The sequence below is a fragment of the Carboxylicivirga sp. genome (assembly GCF_982718395.1).
Map to the genome: position 1 here is coordinate 1 of NZ_CEXQWX010000091.1, position 24,341 is coordinate 24,341.

At 36.2% G+C, this 24,341-nt stretch carries 13 protein-coding genes; all 13 read left to right on the top strand.

All coding sequences use genetic code 11. The features are described 5' to 3' along the window. Positions 1–340 precede the first annotated feature (340 nt). Entirely contained in the window at positions 341–1,042 is a 702-nt protein-coding gene (locus AC4MRQ_RS15975) for an ABC transporter ATP-binding protein (protein ID WP_491198698.1), read from the top strand. Between the two features lie 276 nt (positions 1,043–1,318). Then, on the top strand, positions 1,319–2,524 hold the full coding sequence (locus AC4MRQ_RS15980) for an Ig-like domain-containing protein (RefSeq protein WP_491198699.1): 1,206 nt from the start codon (positions 1,319–1,321) through the stop codon (positions 2,522–2,524). 72 nt (positions 2,525–2,596) lie between these two features. Continuing rightward, a complete protein-coding gene (locus tag AC4MRQ_RS15985; RefSeq protein ID WP_491198700.1) occupies positions 2,597–5,026 on the top strand; it encodes an ABC transporter permease in 2,430 nt (809 codons plus the stop codon). An 80-nt stretch (positions 5,027–5,106) separates the two neighbouring features. After that, entirely contained in the window at positions 5,107–7,437 is a 2,331-nt protein-coding gene (locus AC4MRQ_RS15990; protein WP_491198701.1) for an ABC transporter permease, read from the top strand. 104 nt (positions 7,438–7,541) lie between these two features. Then, the gene (locus AC4MRQ_RS15995; protein ID WP_491198702.1) at positions 7,542–9,902 is read left to right on the top strand and encodes an ABC transporter permease; all 2,361 of its coding nucleotides are present in this window, start codon (positions 7,542–7,544) and stop codon (positions 9,900–9,902) included. Between the two features lie 36 nt (positions 9,903–9,938). Beyond that, the gene (locus AC4MRQ_RS16000; protein ID WP_491198703.1) at positions 9,939–12,278 is read left to right on the top strand and encodes an ABC transporter permease; all 2,340 of its coding nucleotides are present in this window, start codon (positions 9,939–9,941) and stop codon (positions 12,276–12,278) included. Between the two features lie 94 nt (positions 12,279–12,372). Then, positions 12,373–14,739 carry an ABC transporter permease gene (locus AC4MRQ_RS16005; protein ID WP_491198704.1) on the top strand — a complete coding sequence of 789 codons (2,367 nt, stop codon included), beginning with the start codon at positions 12,373–12,375 and terminating at the stop codon, positions 14,737–14,739. 75 nt (positions 14,740–14,814) lie between these two features. Continuing rightward, positions 14,815–15,486, top strand: coding sequence for an ABC transporter ATP-binding protein (locus tag AC4MRQ_RS16010; protein ID WP_491198705.1), 672 nt, complete (start codon positions 14,815–14,817; stop codon positions 15,484–15,486). A gap of 147 nt (positions 15,487–15,633) precedes the next feature. Then, positions 15,634–17,928 (top strand): ABC transporter permease, encoded by a 2,295-nt coding sequence (locus AC4MRQ_RS16015; RefSeq protein ID WP_491198706.1) that lies wholly within the window; start codon positions 15,634–15,636, stop codon positions 17,926–17,928. Between the two features lie 29 nt (positions 17,929–17,957). Further along, positions 17,958–18,416, top strand: a complete 459-nt coding sequence (locus AC4MRQ_RS16020; protein WP_491198707.1) for a hypothetical protein — start codon at positions 17,958–17,960, stop codon at positions 18,414–18,416. Between the two features lie 7 nt (positions 18,417–18,423). After that, entirely contained in the window at positions 18,424–20,796 is a 2,373-nt protein-coding gene (locus tag AC4MRQ_RS16025; protein ID WP_491198708.1) for an ABC transporter permease, read from the top strand. 69 nt (positions 20,797–20,865) lie between these two features. Then, a complete protein-coding gene (locus AC4MRQ_RS16030) occupies positions 20,866–23,265 on the top strand; it encodes an ABC transporter permease (protein WP_491198709.1) in 2,400 nt (799 codons plus the stop codon). A 153-nt stretch (positions 23,266–23,418) separates the two neighbouring features. After that, on the top strand, positions 23,419–24,341 hold a 923-nt coding region (locus tag AC4MRQ_RS16035; RefSeq protein WP_491198710.1), incomplete at its 3' end, for an ABC transporter permease.

Here is a 24,341-nt window from a genome sequence, read left to right on the forward strand (position 1 = left end):
CCAAAATATTTTGAAGTATTGGAAGGGCTTGAAGCAGGCGAAGAAGTTATAACTTCGGGATATGAGATTTTCGGAGATAATGAAGTGGTAATTCTAAACTAAGAAACTGTGATTAAAATTAAATTAATATTACGCAGATTATTAAAATCAAAAAGTATATTAGTCATTAACCCTTTGGCTCTTTCAGTAGCTTTTTGTGCTATTATTTATTTACCGTGAGCTGGCAAAGCTGGAAAGCTGCCAGTCAAAATCCAATTGAAGCATTGAGATATGAATAAAAAAGAGCTATTAGCTAATTATTATATTTTATAAGAAGATTAACAAGTACAACTAAAAAGATATGTTACGAACTAATAACCTCCAAAAGATTTTCAGAACTGAAGAAGTTGAAACAACAGCTCTAAATAACGTTAATATTCACGTACGAAAAGGTGAATTTGTTGCCATCATGGGACCTTCTGGATGTGGTAAATCGACCTTGTTGAATATTATCGGTCTGCTGGATAATCCAACAGAAGGAGAATTGTTTTTTGATGGACAGGAGATTGCCTCATTTAAAGAGCGTCAGCGAACCAACCTGCGGAAAGGTAATATTGGTTTTGTGTTTCAGAGCTTTAATCTGATTGATGAACTCAATGTGTTTGAGAATATTGAAATGCCTTTGGTCTACCTGAAGATGTCGGCCCGCGAACGCAAAGAGCGTGTACAGAAAGTGATGGAGCGTATGCAGATTGCACATCGTGCCAAGCATTTTCCACAGCAGTTATCAGGAGGTCAGCAGCAGCGTGTTGCTATTGCAAGAGCCGTTGTAGCTAATCCAAAATTAATTCTTGCTGATGAGCCAACAGGTAACCTTGATTCACGTAACGGAGCTGAAGTGATGAACCTGTTACGCCAGCTAAACGAGGAAGGAACAACCATTGTGATGGTTACTCACTCTGCTGAACATGCGGAGTATGCCCACCGTGTGATTAACTTGTTTGATGGTCATGTGGTGACGGAGAAGATACATAAAGAGTCAGCTGATATAGAGACTTTATAAGCATCTAATTTCTAAATGGCCCGAAAGGAAACTAGACATGCTTGCACAAATGGATTGTTGTTGCATTTATTATTGCCTGTTACTCTATGGACAACCGACTTAGCAACTTTGCCTATAAAACAGAACTCAGCTAGTGGATTGCTCAGGCTTGGCTGACCGCAATCTTTATTGTCTTATTTACCGTCAGCTGGCAAAGCTGGAAGGCAGCAGTCGTAACCTGGTGGAAAGTTTAAGATATGAATAGTTGAAATTAAAACAAACAGCAAAATAATGGGTATGAAAGATATCTGGCGGTTTCATTTCTTTAAATTAATACTTGGATTAGCCATCATTCAATTCGGAATCTTGGCTTGGTTTCAATACCGTAACCATATCCCCGTAGGCAATGTTGATGAAGTCAAAGTTTTCGAAGGGCAATCGGCTAAAATCAGTCCGTTAAACAATGATACAGATAAGGATGAAGATAAGTTATCGATTCAGGAAGTAGCTGACCCTTTACACGGGAAAATTACTATCAACAAGAATATATTGGAGTATACAGCTAAGGTGGGTTTTACAGGAGTGGATAGTTTTACCTACCTAATAAGTGATGGAAGAAAAGAATCAAATAAGGTTTATATTAAAGTCAATGTACTAGAAAATTTCGCACCTGAAGTCCGAAATGATAGAGCACAATTGTATGTTGGCAGCAAAACCATGTTGTATGTTTTGAAAAACGACTATGACAAAGAGGGAGATTCAATATTTCTTAAAGAGTTCACTCGACCTCAACTTGGCACACTCATTCAACAAGAAAATAAGTTGATTTATCAATCAAATGGGATTGCAGGACGTGATAGCTTCCAATATGTAGTTAGTGATGGGTTTAACGAATCAGAGAAAGCAACGGTACAAATTGAGATAAAAAGTAAGAACAGCTCTTGCTACCCATGGATGTCTGAAGATATTGGACAAACTGCAATTGCAGGTAGTTTAGGTTGTAATAAAAATGTACTTGCTATACAAACCACAGGAACAGATTTGTGGGGCACTTCTGATCGCTTTCATTATGCTTACAGATATTTAAAAGGCGATGGTGAGATATATACGAGGATTGATCATATAGACCCCACACATAAGTGGGTAAAAGTTGCCGTTATGATACGAGAATCGAAAGCTGCTAATTCGAAATATATGAGTGTAGGTATAACACCGGAAGATGGAGCATTTTTACTAAGACGGTTGAAAACAGGTAATAGTACCACGCCTTCAGGAGGTGACAAGGATGCCCGGATTCCATATTGGGTAAAACTTGTCAGGCGTGGTGATAGTTTCACAAGCTATTTATCCAAAGATGGAATACAATGGAAGAGGATTGAGAGTGAAACTCTTCCAATGTCAGAGAATGTACATATCGGATTTGCTGTTTCCAATCCGAATAATGAGAAACGATGTAAAGTAGTTTTCAGCAATTACCATGTTGTAGGGAAACTTAGCCAATAGCATTTAAAGTTCACTGTATTTTGTGAAGTAGATAGATTATATGTGAAAAAACAGCTGAGAAAAAACTAAGTCATGGGTATACTAAGAAATGATATTAAACTGGCATGGAGGAGTTTCAAAAGAGACAAACTTTATTCGTTGGTTAAAATATGTAGCTTGGCAATAGGTATTGCTGCATGTATTCTTATTGCCTTGTTTATCAGACACGAATTGAGTTACGATAAGCATTACAAAAACACGGGAAGAATTTTTAGAGTCTATAATCAAGGGATATATAAAGGTGAAATTTACAAAGAAACGTCCATGCCTGCTCCACTTTATAAGGTGCTTGTAGATGAATATCCTGAAATCGAAAAATCAGGGAGAATTAATTCCTCAGAATTATTCGGGGCTGGTAGTCACCAGGTCAGAAGGGGGGATCAGTTGAACAACTCATTCGAAAAAGGCTTTGTTTATGCAGATCAGGGAACCCTGGAGATATTAGAATCCAAGTTTATATATGGTAATCCACAAAACGCACTTATTGATGCAGGAGCGGTTGTAATTTCTAAAAGCAGAGCAGATAAATTTTTTCCAAATGAGAATCCGGTTGGAAAAACAATTATTGTTAATAATGATACCAAAAGACCATTGAAAGTTACAGGTGTTATAGAAGATTTCCCAGAAAATTCGCATCTCGATTACCATTTTTTTGTAGCCTTATACTTCAACATTTTTGGTGAAGGAGAACGGACCAGGTGGACGCAAAATAATTATGATACATATGTTTTGGTAAAGTATGGAACAGATATTCCAGCATTAGAAAAGAAATTGAAGGGAATTGTAACTAAATACCTTGGTCCTGCCATGCTTGAGGGAGGATATGTAAGTAAAGAAGACATTCATAAATTTGGCTATGGCTTGCAACCTATAGATGATATTCATTTAAGGTCAGGACAAATTACGGATGGAAAGTTACATGGTGATATCCGCATTATCCGGATATTTGGTGCTATTGCAGTATGCATCATTATCCTGGCCTGTATTAACTTTATAAACCTTTCCCTTGCAAAATCAGGAAGTAGGGCAATGGAGGCTGGATTTAGAAAAACCGTCGGAGCAAAAAGTAATTCAATTTTAATGCAATTTCTCTTTGAGTCGGTGTTCTATAGCATGATATCAGTGATTAGTGGTCTGATCCTGGCTTGGCTATTCTTACCACTCTTCAACAGCCTTTCTTCGAAATCATTGACAATACCCTTAAATGAGTGGTGGTTTTTCCCTTCGTTGGTCTTGGTAATTATTGGTATTGGAGCCGTTGCCGGCATCTATCCTTCTCTGTATTTGTCAGGTGTTGAGCCTGTAAAAGTCATTAAAAGAATGGTTAAGCAATCCGGTAAAATGTCAGGAGTTTACAGGGGTATGGTTGTGTTTCAATTTACAATATCGATTATACTGATTATTGGGGCGGGAGTGGTATTGCGCCAGATGAATTTTATAGTAACTAAGGACGTTGGTTTCGAAAAAGAACAGGTGCTGATATTAAAAGGAACCAAAACATTAAAGGATAAAATTGAAACGTTTAAAAATGAGTTATTAACTCTGCCAAATGTGAAAAATGTCTCAATAAGTAATTATTTACCTATTGAAGGAACAATGAGAAATGGTAACACCTTTTGGCATGTGGGTAAAAGGAATACTGGTGAACCAATAGCAGCTCAAAGTTGGCGGGTAGATCATGATTATGTTGAAACCTTGGGGTTGAAAATTATAGACGGTAGGAATTTCTCTAAAGAGAGAACTTCAGATGCGAATGCAGTTATTATAAACAGAATGATGGCCCAAAGGCTTCATTTTGATCAACCTATAGGAAAAATGATTGATCACTTTGGACAGACCATTGAAATAATTGGAGTAGTTGAGGATTTTCATTTCAATAACATCAAAGAGAAGATATGGCCACTTTGCTTACGTTTAGGCAATAGCACCGAAACAATGTCTGTTAAAATAAATACAGCAGATGTTTCTTCAGTGCTTAAATCAATCGAAGAAAAATGGGTGGAGTTTTCACCAAACCAACCAATAAGGTACCGTTTCCTTGACGATGAGTTTGCAATGATGCATGATAATGTGCAAAGAATAAGCCGGATACTTTTAGTATTTGCTGTCCTGGCAATATTTATCGCATGCTTGGGGCTGTTTGCCTTGGCGCAGTATAGTATAAAAAACCGGATCAAAGAGATTGGTATACGGAAGGTCAACGGTTCCAAAATATCAGAGATACTGGAATTACTTAATAAAGACTTTATAGTATGGGTGGTAGTGGCCTATTTTATGGCTTGTCCAATTGCATATTATACAATGAGTAAGTGGCTGGAAAGTTTCGCTTATAAAACCACTTTAAGCTGGTGGATATTTGCTCTTGCAGGATTGACAGCTATAATTGTTGCTTTACTAACAGTAAGCTGGCAAAGCTGGAAAGCTGCAAACCGTAATCCGGTGGAGGCATTACGTTACGAATAAACTAATTTTTGTGATTCTGCCAGCTTTAATGATACACAATTATAGGCAATGAGCCGAATCACTTATAAAGAGTTACTTAGATGAATAGATTTAGTTATCTATATAGAATTTTTCTAAAACATAGCTTGACCAATAGCATTGGCATATTAGGTCTAAGTATTGGTATTGCTATCTCGGTTCTTATTTTTCACTGGGCAAGTAATGAATTAAGTTACGACCAGTTTAATACAGACAGTGATAAAACTTATCGGCTTACATTTAGTGCGGTACTTAACGGCGAGAGCGTAACGGGATGTGGATTAACCATACCTGTTTACCAGGAATGTTTAAACCGTTTCCCTGAGATTGAAGATGGGATTATTCTGCACCCTGATTTTGGTGAGAATATCGGAATTGAAGTAGGTTCGGAGTTGATTTATGAAGATCAGGTAGCAATAGCAGATACTAATTTCTTTACATTTTTTGATTACCAATTACTTGCAGGTAGTCCTCGAAATGGGTTTAATACGCCCGACAAAGTTGTTGTCTCAAAGAAATTAGCGACCAAACTTTTTCAAAACAAAAATCCTGTCGGGGAGCAAATTAAAGCTTTTGGTCAGGTTTGGCAGGTCGGAGCTGTTATGGATAATATGCCTGTTAATTCTCATATCAAGGTGAATATTCTATTCCCATTATGGGGAATCGACTGGATGCAGGACAATGAACGGGATTATAATATCTATTTTAAAGTTGGCAATCAAACCAATCATGAACAGTTATGCCATAAAATAGGAATGCTTAAAACCGGTTTCAGATTTGAGGAACTAATCCAAAAATACGAATTACAAAGTCTCAAGGATATTCGATTCGGCACGCACATTCTTTATGATTTTGTGAGAGCAAAAATGGATAAAAGTACCGTTTATATTGTTGTACTGTTAGCATTTGTGATATTGGTATTAGCTTGTATTAATTTCACCAATTTGTTTTTATCAACTCTGTTTGTCAGAACAAAAAATGTAAAGCTTAGAAAAATTATAGGTGCCAACCGAAGACTGATACTTTTTGAGTTCCTGGCTGAAACCTTTACATATGTTTTATGTGCTGCGATTATTGGGATATTTTTCGCGGTATTGACGGTTTCAAAGTTCAATTCAATTGCCAATGCTGAAATATTTATCAACTTCAGATCATACGAATTCTATGGTTTTATCTTCATTGTTGTAGCGTTTGTTTGTTTGCTTTCAGGTTTATATCCAGCCTTTTTAATGACAAAGACCCAATCAAGTGGTTCATCTGAAGAAAATGTTACGCAGCCAAAGATCTCTTCAGTTCAAAAAGTGCTGATGATTGCGCAATTCACTTCATCAATCATTATTTTGATATTCCTGGTTGTAATACAAAAGCAGTTGCATTATTCGAGGGATATTGCTCTCGGTTATCAAACATCCAATATTATCACTTTACAACCATATGGCGGTTTTGAAACGAGTTATGACGAAATCAGACAACAGCTGATCAAGCACCCTGCCATATTGGAAGTAACAGCTACAAGCCGTACCCCAATTGGAGGAGGTGATGTGGTTGAAGTGAAGAGTCAAATGAGTCAGGATGAGGTGGTTTTGACTGAAACCTTTGCTATAAAAGACAATTACCTTGATCTTATGGAGATGGAGGTTCTATCAGGTGATAACCTGGAAGTATTTAATGATTCCGCTTCGACTGTGTTGATTAACCAGACATTGCAGGCACGATTAAATTTAGCCGATCCAATTGGGCAGGTAATCAAAATAGGAAACAACAAACTTACAATTAAAGGTATCATTGCCGATATCAAAAAATCTTCTTACCAAACTGCTGATCCTCAGTTGTACTATAAATTGTCAGAAGTCAAGAGTTGGAACCGGATGCTTGTTAAAACCACGGCTAATGAAAAGGATGCAATAAAGCATCTGGAAACTATCTGGCATCAGCATGTTCATAACCGGCCTTTTGAGTACAACTTTCTTGATCAGGTTTATGAGAATCAATATAAAAGCGATGAGCAGGTTGGTGCTATTGCTAAAGTTGGGTTTGTTATTGCTTTATTAATAAGCATCCTTGGCATTTTTGCTATTGTTAAGTTCTCGATGCAGTGTCGGACCAAAGAAATAGGTATTCGGAAAGCCAATGGTGCCACTGTCTTTAATCTGCTTGTTAAGGTAAGTGAGAGATTTATGGTCTGGATTGCCATTTCAGTGCTTGTAGCTATACCAACAGGCTATATAATAACAAATGAGTGGCTGGATAAATTCGCTTACCGCACAGAATTGAGTTGGTGGGTTTTCCTTATGGCAAGCCTGTTTGTGTTTCTGATAGCCTTATTGACGGTGAGTTGGCAAAGCTGGAAAGCAGCAAGTCGTAATCCAGTAGAAGCATTAAGGTATGAGTAATGTAGGTTTTGCTTGAGGTAAAGTCCTTATAAGTAGCAAAATTTTGGAATATAAGCACTGATAATTTGGATTTGAGGTATTAGTAATAACCTAACAATGGAGTTATGCTTAAAACAGAAATCAAATTAATATTACGCAACCTAAAAAGAAATAAGGTTGTGTCTTCAATTAATATCTTAGGACTAACAATCGGTTTAACCTTTGTTATCTTAGCGGGTAGGTATGTTTATGCCGAAATGACCTATGACCGATTTCACAAAAATTACAAAACAATATCAAGGGTCGAGTGTAAAACTTCTGGTGATACCTATTGTACTACCCCAAATATCTTATACTCATGGTTAAAAGATAATATCCCTGACATTAAGCATTCGACAAGAATTATTAATGACCGAGGAACAAATATTCAATACAGCAATTCTAAATTCAATATTGAAAAAGCACTAATCGTTGATTCTGATTTTTTCTCTATCTTTTCATTCAAACTTATATCGGGAGAAACTGAAGCATTTGCAAAAGATAAGTTTTCTGTTGCATTGTCAGAGTCGTTGGCTTATAAAATATTTGGAGATAAAAACCCAATTGGAGAATCTATTATTTATAAGAATGAGGCGTTTACTGTAAGAGCAGTATTAGATGACCCACCTACAAATTCATCGTTGAAGTTTGATTTGTTGCTGCCTACTTCCAATGTGCCTCATTACGTCGACGATAGCTGGGGTAATAACACGTTGCAAATATTTGTGGAGGCAAATAAAAAAATACAACGTTCAGAACTTCAGCATAAAATAAATACAGGGGTTATTTCGGTTTTCAAATCATTGGGATATGAAGATAAAGCGAATAATACCCAATACTTATTAAATCCTTTACATGAATTGTATCACACAGCAAGTAAGTTTGACAATGTTTGTACGCATGGTGACCGTAGATTTACATTTCTGCTGTTAAGTCTTTCAGTTCTTGTGCTTATAATAGCCCTGATAAATTATGCAAATTCTTTAATAGCGAATGCTTCACAGAGTCTAAAAGGAATTGGAATTAAATCAGTAACAGGTGCATCAAAAAAGAATAATATTCGCCATTTAATTCTTCAATCGGCTTTGCCATGTTTTATAGCCACAACTTTTGCTGTTGTATCAAGCTTACTTGTTGAATCTTTTTTCGAACAAATACTTGATATTAGTCTTTCTGACATTAGCTTTCTTCAAGTATTACTTATTATTTCGGTCGGAATAATCTTTGGTGCAGTAGTTGGTTTCTATCCGGCAATTAAACTGTCATCTGTTAAAATATCCGATTCATTAAAAGAAGTAAATAACAGTAGTACAAAGGTAATTCGTGCCAGAAGTTTTCTGTCTGTTGTTCAGTTTGCAGCTTCAATTGCTCTAATTATTTCTTTATTTACGATATACAGGCAGGTTCATTATGTATTTAAACAAAGTGTCGAGAATTTCGATGAAGAAATTGTCGCATATATGCCTTTGGCTAACAGGTCTCAACTTAAAAACCAAAAAATAAAAACGATTCAGGAATCTTTAAAATCTTTACCGGAGATAAAAGAAACAAGTACCAGTGTACATCTTCCAGGAGATAAATTTTATTCCGGGTTAAGAAACCTAAGTTTCAAATACAACAGCGAAGAAAAACTTGTTGATGTAAATCATAATTGGACTGATGCAGAATTTCCAGAGGTAATGGGGTATAATATTGTTAGTGGCAGACTTTTTAACAAAATCTTTAAGTCTGATTATCAAAGTTATATTGTTAACGAAACATTTATAAAAAAACTCGGCATAGAAGACATTTCAAAAGCCTTTTTAAATGGTTCACCGATTATAGGAGTTATTAAAGACTTCCATTATAATTCGTTACAGAATGAGATCGAACCAATGGCAATACGATATGAAGATTATTATCAATCGCAAATTGTGGTGCGACTGGCATCGTCGCAAATTGAATCGTTATCAGAGCTTATTAATAAGATGGAAGAAATTGTGGATAGGATTGACAATACTGCAATTTCTGATATCCAATTCCTTGAGCAACATGTTGCCTCACTCTATGAAAAAGAGGTAAAAACGTCAAAAATTATTTTTGTGTTGTCCGTGTTTTCAATCCTTATCTCATGCATGGGACTTTTTGCAATTTCAATGTTTATTACAAATAAAAAAACCAAAGAAATCGGTATTCGCAAAGTTAATGGCGCAAAAGTAGCCGAAATACTAGGCATGCTAAATCGCGATTTTATGAAATGGGTTGCTATAGCATTTGTAATAGCATGCCCTATTGCTTGGTACGCTATGAATAAGTGGCTTGAGAACTTTGCTTATAAAACTTCTTTAAGTTGGTGGATTTTTGCCTTGGCGGGAGTGTTGGCTTTGGTAATTGCGTTGTTGACGGTGAGTTGGCAAAGCTGGAAAGCGGCTAGTCGTAATCCGGTAGAAGCTTTAAGGTATGAGTAGTAAGTTCAGTAAGAAAAAAGAAAAACATATGAGACTATGTTAAAACACTTTATTCTAATAGCCTGGAGAAATATAAAAAGAAGAAAGGGACTGTCTTTTATCCAGATTATGTGCCTTTCAGTTGGTTTGGCAGCTTTTATTCTGATAACCCGCTACGTTCAGTATGAAAAAGATTGGGACAAGTTCAATGTAAATTACGATCGGATTTACAGGGTGCAGAATTACAAAATAAATGACCGGATGAGTGATGGCAATCAAGTACCTGTTCCGGTTAGTAAATATTTACGTGACCATATACCTGAGGTTGAAAACGCGATTATTTTACGCGAAGTCTGGAACGAATATTTATCGGCTGATGCAGAGCATATCTATAATGAACAAAAAGGCTGGCTTGCCCCCTCTGATGTTTTCAATATATTTTCATTTAAGTTAATTCGCGGGGAAAAATCAAGCGTATTAGATAAACCAAATTCAATTGTTTTAAACGAAACACTGGCTCAGAAATATTTTCCGGGACAAGACCCATTGGGAAAAATATTACTGGATGAAAGGAAACGCGAACTAATTGTTACCGGGGTAATGAAGGATATTCCCGAGCAAACCGAATTCCGCGCTACATATTTTAGGTCGAATAAAAATTTGCTTAGAGACATGGGAGAGAATTGGTATAACCATTCGCAAAGGGCAATTGTACTCCTAAAACCTAACACCTCACACTTAACTGTTTCCGAAAAAATTAAAAATGTTCTGTTGGAACATAACCCAAACGCCAAAGAATACATATACCTGCGGCCTTTAAGTGAATTACATTTAAACTCGGCCCCACGTGATGATAGAGGCTCTGTTATAATATTCTATTCAATTTTGGGAATATTAACCTTATTACTCGCAAGTGTAAGTTTTATGAATATTACTACTTCTTTTTCAACACTGCGTTCTGTTGAGATTGGTGTTAGAAAAGTATCGGGAAGCAACACAAATTACATAAGGTGGCAATTCCTGTCGGAGGCAATTTTCCTTGCTTTGCTGTCTTTTCTGTTCGCAATATTTATAGCACATTTAATACTTCCTTTTTTTAATATAGTAGTTAATCGGAGTATCGAAATTCAATTGCTCAAAAATCCAATGTTTCTTCTTTTTTTAATTGCAATCACTGTAATAACAGGAGCTATTGCAGGGCTTTACCCTGCATTAATCGTTTCGTCTTTTAAACCTGTTAAGGTGTTGAAAAGAAGTATTCCATTTAAAAAGGGAAAGATTACGGGCTTAAATGCAATGGTTTATTTTCAGTTTATTCTATCAGTGGTTTTAATTACCTCTAGTCTTTGGATGTTCAGACAAGTTAATTTTTTGAGAAACAGAGATTTGGGTTTTAAGAAACAACACCTCTTACACTGTAGGATTCCCGACATGAACACCGATGTAAAGTATAGTTATTTACGGGAGCGGATTCTTGCTAAACCGGGAATTGAGGAGATGTCAATTTCGTACAATTCTCCTTTACATTCCACTTGGGGAACCGGAATTTTATATGAAGGTGGGCCACAAAATGATTATGTTTCCGGCAGGTGGAACCGGGCATGCGAAAGTTTTATAAATACAATGGATATGGAAATTGTTGAAGGAAGAAACTTTTCTAAAGAGTTTTCGACTGATAACAATTCATGTTTAATAAATGAAACGGCAGTAAAAGCTTTTGGCTGGCAAAATCCAATTGGGAAGTGGGTTGACAGTGGGGGAAAGCACGTTGTTGTTGGCGTAATTAAAGATTTTAATAGCGACGATGTTCATAACCCTGTTTTACCATATGTTTTAAAACTTCACCAAGGGAACCTGGATACCAATAATGACCTCAATTTTAAAATAAATCCGGCCACCACAAACGAAAGTTTAGAGCATATAAATTCGGTAATGGCTGAATTGTTCCCCAATGTTCTTTTTGATGTAAACGGATACGATGTGGGAACATACAGGGTTGCTCTAAATATATGGACGAATGTAAAAGACACTTTTGCTTTTTTTACGGTTATGGCTGTGTTAATTGCCGCGCTCGGACTATTTGGGTTGGTGGTTTTTGCCTCGCAACGAAAGGTGAAAGAAATAGGGGTTAGAAAAGTGCATGGAGCCCGCACTGAACAAATTTTACCATTAATTACCAAACAATTTATTGTGTTGGTATTGGCAGCCAACCTAATCGTATTACCATTAGCCCGGTTTCTTGAAAAAGTTATACCTGGACAATTTAAATATCATTTCACAGTGTACGACCTAGCTATTGTACTGGGAATAACAATTGTTGTAATAATTGTTTCAAGTGGGTATCAGGCAATTAAAGCATCGATGTTGAATCCGGTAGAAGCATTAAGGTATGAGTAGGGAAGGTATTATTTGTGGGTTGATCCTTAAAAAGTAGCAAAGTGAAGAAGTAGAGACATTGGTCCTTTATTGATAAACTTTAAAACAAAAAAAGATGAATGGATTGCAAATAAAAAACAGTTTTAGATTTCTTCTTAAAAAGAAGAACTATTTGTTTATCAATGTATTTGGTCTTGGGGTTGGTGTGGCTTCTTTTCTTATTCTTGCTTTATATATTTATAATGATATCTCGTATAATCGTTTCAATGAAAATTACTCACGAATTTATCGTCTGGCAGAAGGAAGTGGAATGCAAACCAAAGGTTTGGTTCTTCCTACGATATTAGATCAAATTCCGGAGGTTGAGTGTGGAACAAGATTTTTTACCTGGGATGGATTTCGGGTGAGTTATAACGATGTTGCATTTCCGCAAGGAGTACAATATGTTGATAGTGCCTTTTTTTCAGTGTTCTCGTTTCCATTTACAGAGGGAAACTCTAAAAATCCACTTAAAGAGAAATATGGAGCCGTAATAAGTAGCGATGTAGCAAAAAAATATTTTGGTGATACTCCGGCGGTCGGAAAAAAACTTCAGATAAAGTTTACAAACACATTTCTCACGGTTAATGGAGTGGTGGATGTTCCTGAAAACTCGTCGGTAAAATTTGAAATTGTAACATCCTATGAAACCGGAATGGAAATTTCGCCATGGATTGTTAGTGTGCATGATTGGTACAATACTTTTTCTGAAAGCTATATTGTGTTGAAGGAAGGGATTTCTCCATCGCAGATTGACCCGAAACTACAACGGATTGTTACCGAAAAGTTTCTTCCTGTTGGTGAGAATAAAACCGATCTCAATTTATTTCCCTATTCTGAGTATCACGCAAAATACGAATCGAACGGCACTTTAATTATCATTTTAAGTTTGGTTGCTTTGGGTATTCTGGGGATTGCCATTTTCAACTATATTAATTTAACCATTAGCAGTTCAATAACCAGAAGTCGTGAAGTTGGTATTAAAAAGGTGTTTGGAGCAACAAGGCATCATCTGTTTGGTCAGATTATAACAGAATCCTATACAATAAGTTTTATTGCCCTGATATTTGGCTATCTGCTTGCCATAGCTTTGTTGCCAATGTTCAATCAGCTTTTTGAGATCAATTTACAATTCAACTTTAGCGAAAACTATATTTTCTTTTTTATGCTTTTGGCCATCTGGTTTGTTGTGGGTTTAATTTCAGGTATTGTTCCTGCCCTGTTTTTATCACGAGCAAAATTAGTCCAAAGCTTAAAAGGCAAACTAAATGTGAAAAACAGATCCTTATTGTCTCAGAATTCACTGGTTGTTGTCCAGTTTACTATTGCTATTATTTTAATCTGTGTCACTTTTCTGGTTAAGAATCAAATAGGTTTCATGATAGAAAAAGACCCCAACTTTGATAAAGAAAACATTGTGGTTGCAGAGCTGGAAACCTGGCAGTATGAAGATGCTAATGCAGCATCTAATAAATTCAGCAAAATTGCAAAAGAACTGAAAGAAAGCCCTTATGTGAAGTCTGTGTGTTTTTCGCAAACAATACCTGGCACCTATAGCGAAAACTATAATACATTTTACCATGAAGCGTCGTCGACAGTTGAAAGTATACATCTCAAAAAAGCCTATGTAGGACGGAATTATTTTGAAACTTATGGTATTCCTTTTACCAGTGGTTCAGGATTCAATCAGGAACTTAGCTCTTATAAAAACTGTGTGGTGCTCAATAAAACAGCTATGACCAAGTTAGGATATTCCGAAGCTGCAAAGCAAATAATCAGGGAAAGCTCACCAACCGGGCAAATTAATACGATAATTGGTGCAATTGAAGATTTTAGTTATCAGGGAGCGCAACACGAAATGCAACCCCTGGCGCATTTCTTTGCAGAACAAGAGAAACTATCAAATTGGGGACTTCTTTCTGTAAGAGCCAATCCAGGTGCCAGCTTAAAAGTTGTAGAATTATTAAAAGAAAAATGGCAGAACACCTCTCCAATAACTTCTGTCAACTACTTTTTTATTGATGATAAATTGGATCAACATTATAAGGAATACATACGGGTTAATAAAGTTTTTAGCTGGTTTTCACTATTAGCAATTATTTTATCGTGTATAGGATTGTTTACTCTTTCTGCACAATCTATGACACGGAAAACCAAAGAAATTGGTATTCGCAAAGTAAACGGAGCGAAGGTTTCCGAAATACTTGCCATGCTTAATAAAGACTTTATAAAATGGGTTGCCATAGCTTTTGTAATCGCATGCCCGATTGCCTGGTATGCTATGAATAAATGGATCGAAAACTTCGCTTATAAAACCACTTTAAGTTGGTGGATATTTGCATTAGCTGGGGTGTTAGCCTTGATAATTGCGTTGTTGACGGTTAGCTGGCAGAGTTGGAGGGCGGCCAGTCGAAATCCGGTTGAAGCCCTACGGTATGAATAAACAAGATAAAACAAATTAATAAGATTAAATAATAACAAGATTGCCAATACAGGCCAATGACTTAAAATTTAAACTATGATTACATTAAAAGATTTGTATAAATATTACAACCACAAATCACAGCGAGCTTACATTCTAAGAAACATTAATTTCAACGTTAACGAAGGGGACTTTGTAAGTATTATGGGACCTTCTGGTGCCGGTAAATCAACCCTACTTAATATCATTGGTTTGCTTGATGACAGTAATGAAGGTGAATATCATTTTTTTGATGAAGAGATGACCCGTCTGAAAGAGAAGAAGCGTGTGGAGTATCACCGCAATTATATTGGATTTATTTTTCAGGCTTATCATTTAATTGAAGAAATGACCGTTGCCGAGAATATTGAAACATCGCTTGTATATAAGGGAGTTAAACGTAAAGAACGACAGGCTATAGTGGCCGATCTGCTCGACCGTTTTAATATTGTTGGTAAAAAAGATCTGTTTCCTGCACAGCTTTCAGGTGGACAACAACAGTTGGTAGGTATTGCCCGTGCCATTGCAGGCAAGCCAAAACTTCTGTTGGCCGATGAACCAACAGGTAACCTGCACAGTGAGCAAGGTGAAATGATTATGAAGTTGCTAAAAAAGCTAAATGAAGAAGGCATGACCATTATACAGGTTACTCACTCTGAGGAAAATGCAAAGTATGGAAGTCGGATTGTCACGTTAAAGGATGGTTTTTTAAGAGATAATGGGATGTGATATTTCCTTGAAACAAGCTGGAATAACCTTATTAACGCCAGATTAATCGAGTATCTGTACGTGAGCAGCATAGGGTATCATAAGGTATCCAATGGAGTCATAACGATATGAATAAACAATTCGAAGGATTAGAATAAAACAAATACCATGTTCACCTATTTTAAATACCAACTTCGTTCCATTAAAAAGCATCGTACTATATCACTTATTTCAATAGGTGGTTTTGCCTTCGCAAGTGCAATTGCAATTTTGTTAGTAGCGTTTGTCGCTTCAGAAAGAAGTTACGATAAGGACATCCCCAATGTAGAGAACATATACAGGGTATTAGCTAATGGTGACAATGCTAATATCCCTGAGGAGACAGCGGGTGAAATAATGAAGAAGATTCCCGGAATTCAGTATGCTTCGAATTTCTTTGTTGCATGGAAACCGGTAGTATTTAAAAACAAAAGCTATCCTTCCAAAATGATTTGTACCGATGATGCTTTGTTTAAGATTCTCGGAGCAGAAGTTATTGCGGGGAGTCTCAGAGATTTTCATAACAATGAACGACAGGTTGTTTTGTCCGAATCTTTTGCAAAGAAGATATTTAAAAGCGAAAATCCAATTGGACAGCTTGTTAACCTATCGCACAAAGATGACGTTACGGTGGCTGCTGTAATAAAAGATTTCCCCCAAAAAATGTCTTTAGATGGCCAGGTTTTTTGCAGTACAAAACTAAAAGTGACTTATTCAAGCAGAGGAATGGACAACAAAAGAACTTATTTCGATAAACTGTTGATCAAACTTCATAAAAACGCTTCGATAAAAGAAGTAGAACATCGTATAAAACCTATTGCCAATGCTCAATATCATGCATACTCTGAAATGGACTACGACTATAAGCTTTCGCCGTTTGCGGATGCCTATTTTACCCCAATAGGATTCGACGGTTTAAAGCATTCCAATGTAAAGCTGATAAACCTTTTATCATGGCTTGCTCTGTGTATTTTTGTATTTGCCATTTTTAATTATGTGAATTTTTCTGTTGCTAAAATCTCATCCGATATTAAAGTGGTAGGTATGCATCAGGTATTGGGAGCTTCAAGGCTTAATATGTTTAAACGCTTTATTGCTGAAGCTTTATCCCAATTAGCAATATCTGCATTACTGGCTGTTTTTCTGGTTGGGATACTCAAACCTTTGGTAGAAGGTGTTTTAGGACAAAAAATTGTTTTTGATACCTTATTAGGTAGTTTTTCGTACCTGGGGATGCTGGTGGTGTTGTTCCTGTTTGTTGCCTTGCTGGCAGGAAGCTACCCTGCGTATGTTGCCATGAAAGCTAGACCTGGTATAGTGCTAAAAAACAAGGTAATTGATTTACAAAAACAACGTGATATCCGTCTATCGTTAAATGTATTACAATTTGCTGCTTGCATTGTTGCTTTTGTTGCATTAATAGTTATTCAACGGCAAATTGACTACGCAAAAAATAAGGAACTAGGTTTTGATACTGAACAACTGGTGCGGATTAATGTACATTTTAAAATTAAAGGGCATGTTCCGGCTTTGATCGATAAAATAGGAAGTCTTGCAGGTGTAAAAAACATTTGTCCAACACATGGGACACCCTGGGCAATTTACAGTAATTCAGTAAATGACGAATTTGGGCACTTTGACCAAATATGTTCCAATAATCTTTTCTTAGAAACATTTGATATAAAACTGATTGAAGGACGTAATTTTTTTGAAGGAGAAAAAAATGCAGCTGCTTTAATCAATAAGAAAGGAATGCAACAGGCAGGATGGGACTCTTACGAAGGAAAAAAATTGTTTGGGACAGAAGTGGTAGGTGTTATTGAAGATTTTCATTTCAAGGATTTACACAATGAAGTTGGAGCTTTAATAATTAGAAATGAGAATAACTTGTCTCATTTAAACGTAAGGCTTTATCCAGGAGATGTTTCTGGTACGATGAAACTTGTCGAAAAAGAGTTTAATAAGATAGCCGGAAATTTCAACTTCGAATATCAATTTTACGATGATTGGTTGGATACGATGTACAAAAAAGAGGAGAAACAAGCTAAAGCAATCCAGCTGATTTCTATACTTGCTATGCTGCTGGCTTCGTTAGGAATGTTGGGATTAGCCATCTATTCATTGAAACGTCGCACCAAAGAAATAGGTATTCGGAAGGTAAACGGTGCAAAAGTGTTTGAGGTAATTGCAATGCTAAATAAAGACTTCATTAGGTGGGTAACAATTGCTTTTATAATTGCCTGTCCAATTGCATATTATGTAATGAATAAGTGGCTCAATAGTTTTGCTTATAAAACTGAACTCAGCTGGTGGGTATTTGCCCTTGCAGGTATGGTTGCTGTTATTATTGCCTTACTAACGGTAAGCTGGCAAAGTTGGAAAGTAGCCAGTCGAAATCCGGTAGAAGCTTTACGATATGAGTAGTAATTATATCAATCAAAAAAGATAAAACAATGCATATAGAGAAGAAACATATAAAGCAAGTTATGAACCAGATCACTTTTATACTTTCCCTTACTGTATTATCTCTTTTTGCTTCAGCATATACCGGAATGGAAGATGCTTCTCAAAAGGTTTATAATCTGAACCCAACTCAAAATTGTATAATTGAGTATCTAAAAGACAAAAAAGGATATGTCATAAGAGGCAATGACGATGAGGTTTTTAGCTGGATAAATAACAAATACTTTGTGTCAAAAGGGGAGTGTCTTTCTACAAATATTACTAATGATTCGACAGTATTTAAACTCTCCAATTATCAATTCTGTGATCATGAGGGGCAATTATTTATCAATAACAAGCAAGTTGGGACTGCGCAAAAAAAGGACATAATTATTCTGCATTCTGATAAAAGAATTGATGTATATAACAAATCAAGGGTGACCTTAATAGAAAAAAATAAAGCTAAATAACAGGCTTATGATTATCAAAAGTTCAATACGGAATATTACAAAATTCGGACAGAATACAATTTTTAATATCGCGGGGCTTTCGGTAAGTTTTACGATAGCCATCTTGTTTATTGGCTATATTACAAAAGAGCTGAATACAGGGAAAGTAATAGCTGATAGTGAAAATATATTCAGGTTACAACCAGAAAATAAGAAGTGGGGTGTATCAAAAAAGGTATTTGCCCTTGTTGATAATAAATTCCCTGAAGTAGAAGCACAAACTTATTTACATGATATCTGGTATGAGAACAGCTATTATGAGGTCGATAATAAACTTACTAAAGCAGATGGAGCTATTTATGCTGATTCTGGTTTTTTTAATGTGTTTCAACATCAGGCAATTGCAGGCGATCTAACAACTGCCTTAAAAACACCCGATGCAATTGTTATTACAGAAAGTATAGCCCAAAAGCTTTTTGGTTCGACAGATGTTATTGGCAAAGCACTTAAATTTAAATCATCTGGTTTTGGTGAGTTTGACTTCACCGTTTCGGCAATCATCAAAAATCTGCCTGAAGAAGCCATGCTTCGGTTTAATGCTGTAATAGCTGTTAAATCATTGCATAAAGTTGAGTGGTATGCAAGTGCGGTAAATCGCAATTGGGGATTCGGAATCTATCAGGTCTTTTTTAAAACAAAACCGCACGTAAACAAAGTAAATCTTGAAAACAACATCTTTAAGTCAATAGAGCAACATGCCCCTTATTATACAATTAAAAGTTATAAAGACATAAGTTTGACTCAATACAACCAACTGTATTTTGAAAACTTGACTGACTTCGATATTCTGGCTCATAATAGCAAGTCATATATTTATACATTAATTATTGTGATTCTTCTGATTATCTCACTGGTCTGTATAAACTATATCAATTTGTTTACGGCTCAGCTAGTAAGACGATTAAAGAAGGTGGGTATAAAAAAGACATTAGGCGCTTCAAGGTCAAAAGTCATATTGGAATTTGCTGCTGAATCGGCGTTTTTGGTAATCGTTTCATTTCTGATTTCAGTTTTTCTGGCAGCTCTTTTCTTAAATACTTTTAATCATTATACTGATTCTTCTCTTCTGTTCAGGAGTCTTTTCATTCAACAAAGTGGATTAATTATTTTGTGCGTATTAGTTATTACAACACTTTTATGTGGAATAGTGCCCGGGTTGTTCTTAGCTGCAAAAGATCCTGTAATGCTTTTGAAAAACAATGTGTCAGGTATCAATGGTAAAGGAGGCCTTAAAAATTCACTTCTTGTATTTCAATTTGGTATTTCTGTTGCTTTTATAATGGTTACCCTTTTAATCAATAAGCAAACCCATTACATGCAATCGCAAGATACAGGTATTAAAACGGAAGATATTATTTATATACAACTTTCCGGCGATGTGAATACCAATATTTTACATGAAGAACTTTTGAAGGTTTCAGAAATTTCAGATGTTACTTATGCTGATGACATTGTCGGACAAATTGATAATACTCGCGGCAGGGTTTTGGATGTTGCCGGAGAACAAAAAAGAATAAAATTTAACTCAATAGAAGTCGATACTTCATTTTTTAATTTTTTTGGAATATCCTTATCCGAAGGTAGTTTCTTCAACCCTTCATCACCAGGCAAAGATGATCATGTTTTTAATCAGACTGCAAAAAACGAATTTGGAATAGAAAATATTGATAATGCACATTTAACCTCTGGAGGAATACCAAAAGTTGATATAATAGGAGTTGTCAAGGATTTTAATTTCAACTCGTTACACCAGCCAATACGACCTTTAGGATTTGTTTGCAGAAATCCGGAAAAATTGAGAAATGCTTACCTGAAAATAAACACTAAAAGCAGTAAACAACTACAATACACTATTAATAACATAAAGGGAATATGGGACAGACTTAACCCTGATTGGCCTTTCCAATATGGATTTCTGGACCAGTCACTTGCCCGGTTATATGAAAAGGAACAAAGGTTTTCTAAAGTGATGATATGGGCAACAATCGTATCAATATTTATTGCATGTTTAGGTGTATTAGGAGTTACTAATTTCACTTTGCAACAGCGCACCAAAGAGATTGGTATCCGCAAAGTAAATGGTGCCAGAGTATCGGAAATCCTGACCACGATTAATAAGGACTTTATAAAATGGGTTGCCATTGCATCGGTAATTGCCTGCCCGATTGCCTGGTATGTCATGGATAAATGGTTAGAGAACTTTGCTTATAAAACCACTTTAAGTTGGTGGATATTTGTATTGGCAGGAGTATTGACTTTAGGAATTGCGTTGTTAACTGTAAGCTGGCAAAGTTGGAAGGCAGCAACGCGGAATCCGGTAGAGGCGCTGAGGTACGAGTAGTTAGGACTCAGAATAAGTGATATCCTAACTATCAAACAGATAACTAATAGAAACGATTAAACTAAACTTATGGATAGACTACAATATCTATTGAAGGTAACATTTCGGAACCTGTTTGCATTTAAAAAGTTAACAGTAATAAACCTGTTAGGCCTGTCATTGAGTTTAATGGTGAGTATATTGATCTTCGTTTATATACATTATGAAACTTCATTTGACAACTTTAATACGAATTCAGACAAGATTTACCGCATTGTTACGAAAAACATTCAGGATGGAACTGTAGGAGCATCAACACCACTGGCCCTTTCTGATGTATTGAAGAGTGACTTTCCTGAGATTGGTAAAGTTATAAGTTTGATTAGGACCTGGGAAGAAATTAAAGTTGACCTCAAAAGGTTTAATGAGAGTAGGGGCGCTATTGTTGAAAAAGATTTCTTTGAGCTGTTTAGTTTTCCATTGGTGCGCGGAAATCCTGATACATTTTTTGAAGACCCGTTTAGTGCAGTAGTTACCCGCCAATTTGCCGAAAAAATGTTCGGTAGTTCAAATCCAATGGGAAAAACGTTTGAATACGAAGAAAATATATTCACAATTAATGGAGTTATCGACAACATCCCGTCGAACTCCATGTTTCAGTTTGATTATTTCTTATCAGATAAATACAGATATAAAAGCTATTCTGATATAAATGAAAGGTGGTATCATTTTGGACTTTTTACATTCGTTACATTCAAAGGCAATAACTTTCCGGAAGGATTTGAACAAAAACTTTCCGGGATAGAGGATAAATACTATCCTGATTTTATGAAGAGCAGGCATAATTACCAGGTAGTTGATTTTAAAGGTAGTCATATGAATGCCTCATTGACCGGAGACTTGGCCCCTTCAATTACACCATTATACTTATGGATTCTGGCAGTCATAGCATGTGCTATTTTGGTTATTGGCTGTCTGAACTCAATGAATATATCAATTTCAATTGTGCGAAAACGAATGGTTGCAATTGGTATAAAAAAGGTTAATGGAGCTGGTAAGGGAGAAATAATCAGAGATTATTTTATTGAGATTTCAGTTATTGTTCTATTGAGCCTTGTTGTGTCCTTGTTTGGCGTATTTTTTCTGTTTCCTGGGTTTAACAATTTATTGGGGAAGAATATTGAGTATACCATTTTTGACCCGTTTGTTTGGAGTGGAATTGCTTTATTTGGAATGATAACCATACTAATGTCCGGTAGTCATCCTTCCTTTTTATTGGCCAAATCAGAGTGTGTTAATTCAATTCTGTTGAAGAAAACCGACGGTGGCAATAACCTGACATTTCAGAAAAGTTTTGTCGTCATTCAGTTTGCCATTACTATAGTACTTTGTGCAAGTCAGTTTCTGAATTTTAAGCAAATCTCTTTTATGCAGAATCATACAACAGGATTTGACAAAGAAAACCTTGTGGCGATACCGGTGCATTCAATCGCGAATTACGGACAGGAAAGAGTGAAGAAGGCCAATTTCTATGTTGAGACAATAGATAAATACCGAACCCAGTATGGCTATGGAAAGGCTTGCATAACTGAGTTTATACCAGGTTTTGGATTTAATAATGAGTTTAATGTCTTCCCTGAAAACACAGATACAGAAAATGGTATTGAACTATTATCGTGCGATATAGATGAGTATTTTATCAATGTGTTTGGCCTTGACGTCATACAAGGAAGACCATTTTCGAAGAGTTATTCAACTGAGCGGGATGCAATAATTGTCAATGAAGCCGCATTAAAATTGCTTGGCTGGGAATCGATTGAAGGGAAAAGTGTGGGTCTTTTTTCCAGAGATAATAGAAAGCATGTTGTGGGTGTGGTTAATGATATCAACATTAAATCCTTAAAGCATGCAGTAGAGCCCATGTTTTATCAATTTGGACGTCATCATAATTACCCTGGTTATGTAAGCCTCAGGCTTGGGGCGCATAACCAGCAAGAAGCAATTGCCTTTCTGGAAAACGAATGGGAAAAGCTATTTCCTGAAATTCCATTTGAAATGGAAAGTGTTGAAGAAAAGTATGAGCTGGCCTATGGTGAGGAAGTAAAGCAGGCCAAAATTACAGGCATCTTTTCAATTGTTGCAATGTTTCTGTCCTTTCTTGGCTTGTTCGCATTGAGTACGCTTGAATCGGAGAAACGCACCAAGGAAATCGGCATTCGAAAAGTAAACGGAGCCAAAGTTTCCGAAATATTGACCATGCTCAACAAACATTTTATCAAGTGGGTAGCCATTGCTTTTATAATAGCCAGCCCGATTGCCTGGTACATCATGAACAAATGGCTTGAAAGCTTTACCTATAAAACCACTTTAAGTTGGTGGATATTTGCTTTGGCAGGAGCGCTGGCTTTGGGTATTGCTTTGTTAACGGTTTCGTGGCAGAGTTATAGAGCAGCTATTCGGAATCCGGTTGAAAGTTTGAGATATGAATAGGTTAACTGTTAGCTGGTTCCGGATATTCGGGAGAGGGTGGTTACCCGAAATCTAATGATGGCTTTGATATGAGTAGGGAACCGGTAAAGAGAAAGAGAACCTAATTGATGAGAATACAATGACTATGATCTGTTAAAACTTACAATTCAAGATATGAACTTAATCTGGCAAATAAAATCAACCTTCAGGTTGCTAAAAAACGATAAACTTTTTTCAGTCGTAAATATCGGAGGGTTATCAATAGCCTTAACTGTTGCAGTGTTATTGGTGATTTATATCCACACTGAAAAAACAGTTGACCATTTTCATGAAAATGCGGATGATATTTACAGGTTGACTTTTAATGGGGAGTGTGCGTTTTCTCCGGCATTTGGGCAATACGTTGTCGATAATATTGATGGTGCTAAAGATTTCTGTCGTGTATTTAATATCCAGACAGTATTAAAAACTGATTGGACCTTAACACAAACGGACTATTGTCTTTTTGCAGAATCTGATTTCTTTAATATCTTTTCATTTCCCCTTATCCGGGGACAGGCTGATGAAGTTTTAAAAGCAAAAAACAGCATTGTATTATCCGAAAGTTTCGCTAAAAAGTTGTTCCCCAACGAAGATGCCATTGGTAAAACGATACTTTTCAGAAACAGGGAAAACTTTGTTGTATCTGGTATAATGGCTGATTTCGATGAACAGACGCATTTCAAACAAGCCGATGTTATTTTACCATTTCATAGCATTACATGCATGTTTGGTAACGATTACCCGAAACAAATGCAGATCCGTTATTTTCTTGCAGGTCTTTATATCGTATCCGAAAAGGGTTACGACTTGTCAGGTAAAGGTGAGGAACTTAAAGAGTTGGCCAAACCATGGTACTGGCAATTTAAAGAACATCAAAACGCCACAGCTGAGTTTCAACCCCTTAAAGAAGCTTATTTTAATCCGGTTACTTATGGTTTCCCGGTTGGAGCACGACATGGAAATATCAAACTACTGAATCTGCTGATAATAGTTGTTGCATCAGTGCTATTAATTGCTGTCTTTAATTTTATCAACCTCTCGGTAGCGCAAGTATC

Excerpts from the sequence above, each read along its gene's own strand:
- AC4MRQ_RS15975 (WP_491198698.1), top strand. The coding sequence starts at position 341 with ATGTTACGAACTAATAACCTCCAAAAGATTTTCAGAACTGAAGAAGTT.
- AC4MRQ_RS15980 (WP_491198699.1), top strand. The coding sequence starts at position 1,319 with ATGAAAGATATCTGGCGGTTTCATTTCTTTAAATTAATACTTGGATTA.
- AC4MRQ_RS15985 (WP_491198700.1), top strand. The coding sequence starts at position 2,597 with ATGGGTATACTAAGAAATGATATTAAACTGGCATGGAGGAGTTTCAAA.
- AC4MRQ_RS15990 (WP_491198701.1), top strand. The coding sequence starts at position 5,107 with ATGAATAGATTTAGTTATCTATATAGAATTTTTCTAAAACATAGCTTG.
- AC4MRQ_RS15995 (WP_491198702.1), top strand. The coding sequence starts at position 7,542 with ATGCTTAAAACAGAAATCAAATTAATATTACGCAACCTAAAAAGAAAT.
- AC4MRQ_RS16000 (WP_491198703.1), top strand. The coding sequence starts at position 9,939 with ATGTTAAAACACTTTATTCTAATAGCCTGGAGAAATATAAAAAGAAGA.
- AC4MRQ_RS16005 (WP_491198704.1), top strand. The coding sequence starts at position 12,373 with ATGAATGGATTGCAAATAAAAAACAGTTTTAGATTTCTTCTTAAAAAG.
- AC4MRQ_RS16010 (WP_491198705.1), top strand. The coding sequence starts at position 14,815 with ATGATTACATTAAAAGATTTGTATAAATATTACAACCACAAATCACAG.
- AC4MRQ_RS16015 (WP_491198706.1), top strand. The coding sequence starts at position 15,634 with ATGTTCACCTATTTTAAATACCAACTTCGTTCCATTAAAAAGCATCGT.
- AC4MRQ_RS16020 (WP_491198707.1), top strand. The coding sequence starts at position 17,958 with ATGCATATAGAGAAGAAACATATAAAGCAAGTTATGAACCAGATCACT.
- AC4MRQ_RS16025 (WP_491198708.1), top strand. The coding sequence starts at position 18,424 with ATGATTATCAAAAGTTCAATACGGAATATTACAAAATTCGGACAGAAT.
- AC4MRQ_RS16030 (WP_491198709.1), top strand. The coding sequence starts at position 20,866 with ATGGATAGACTACAATATCTATTGAAGGTAACATTTCGGAACCTGTTT.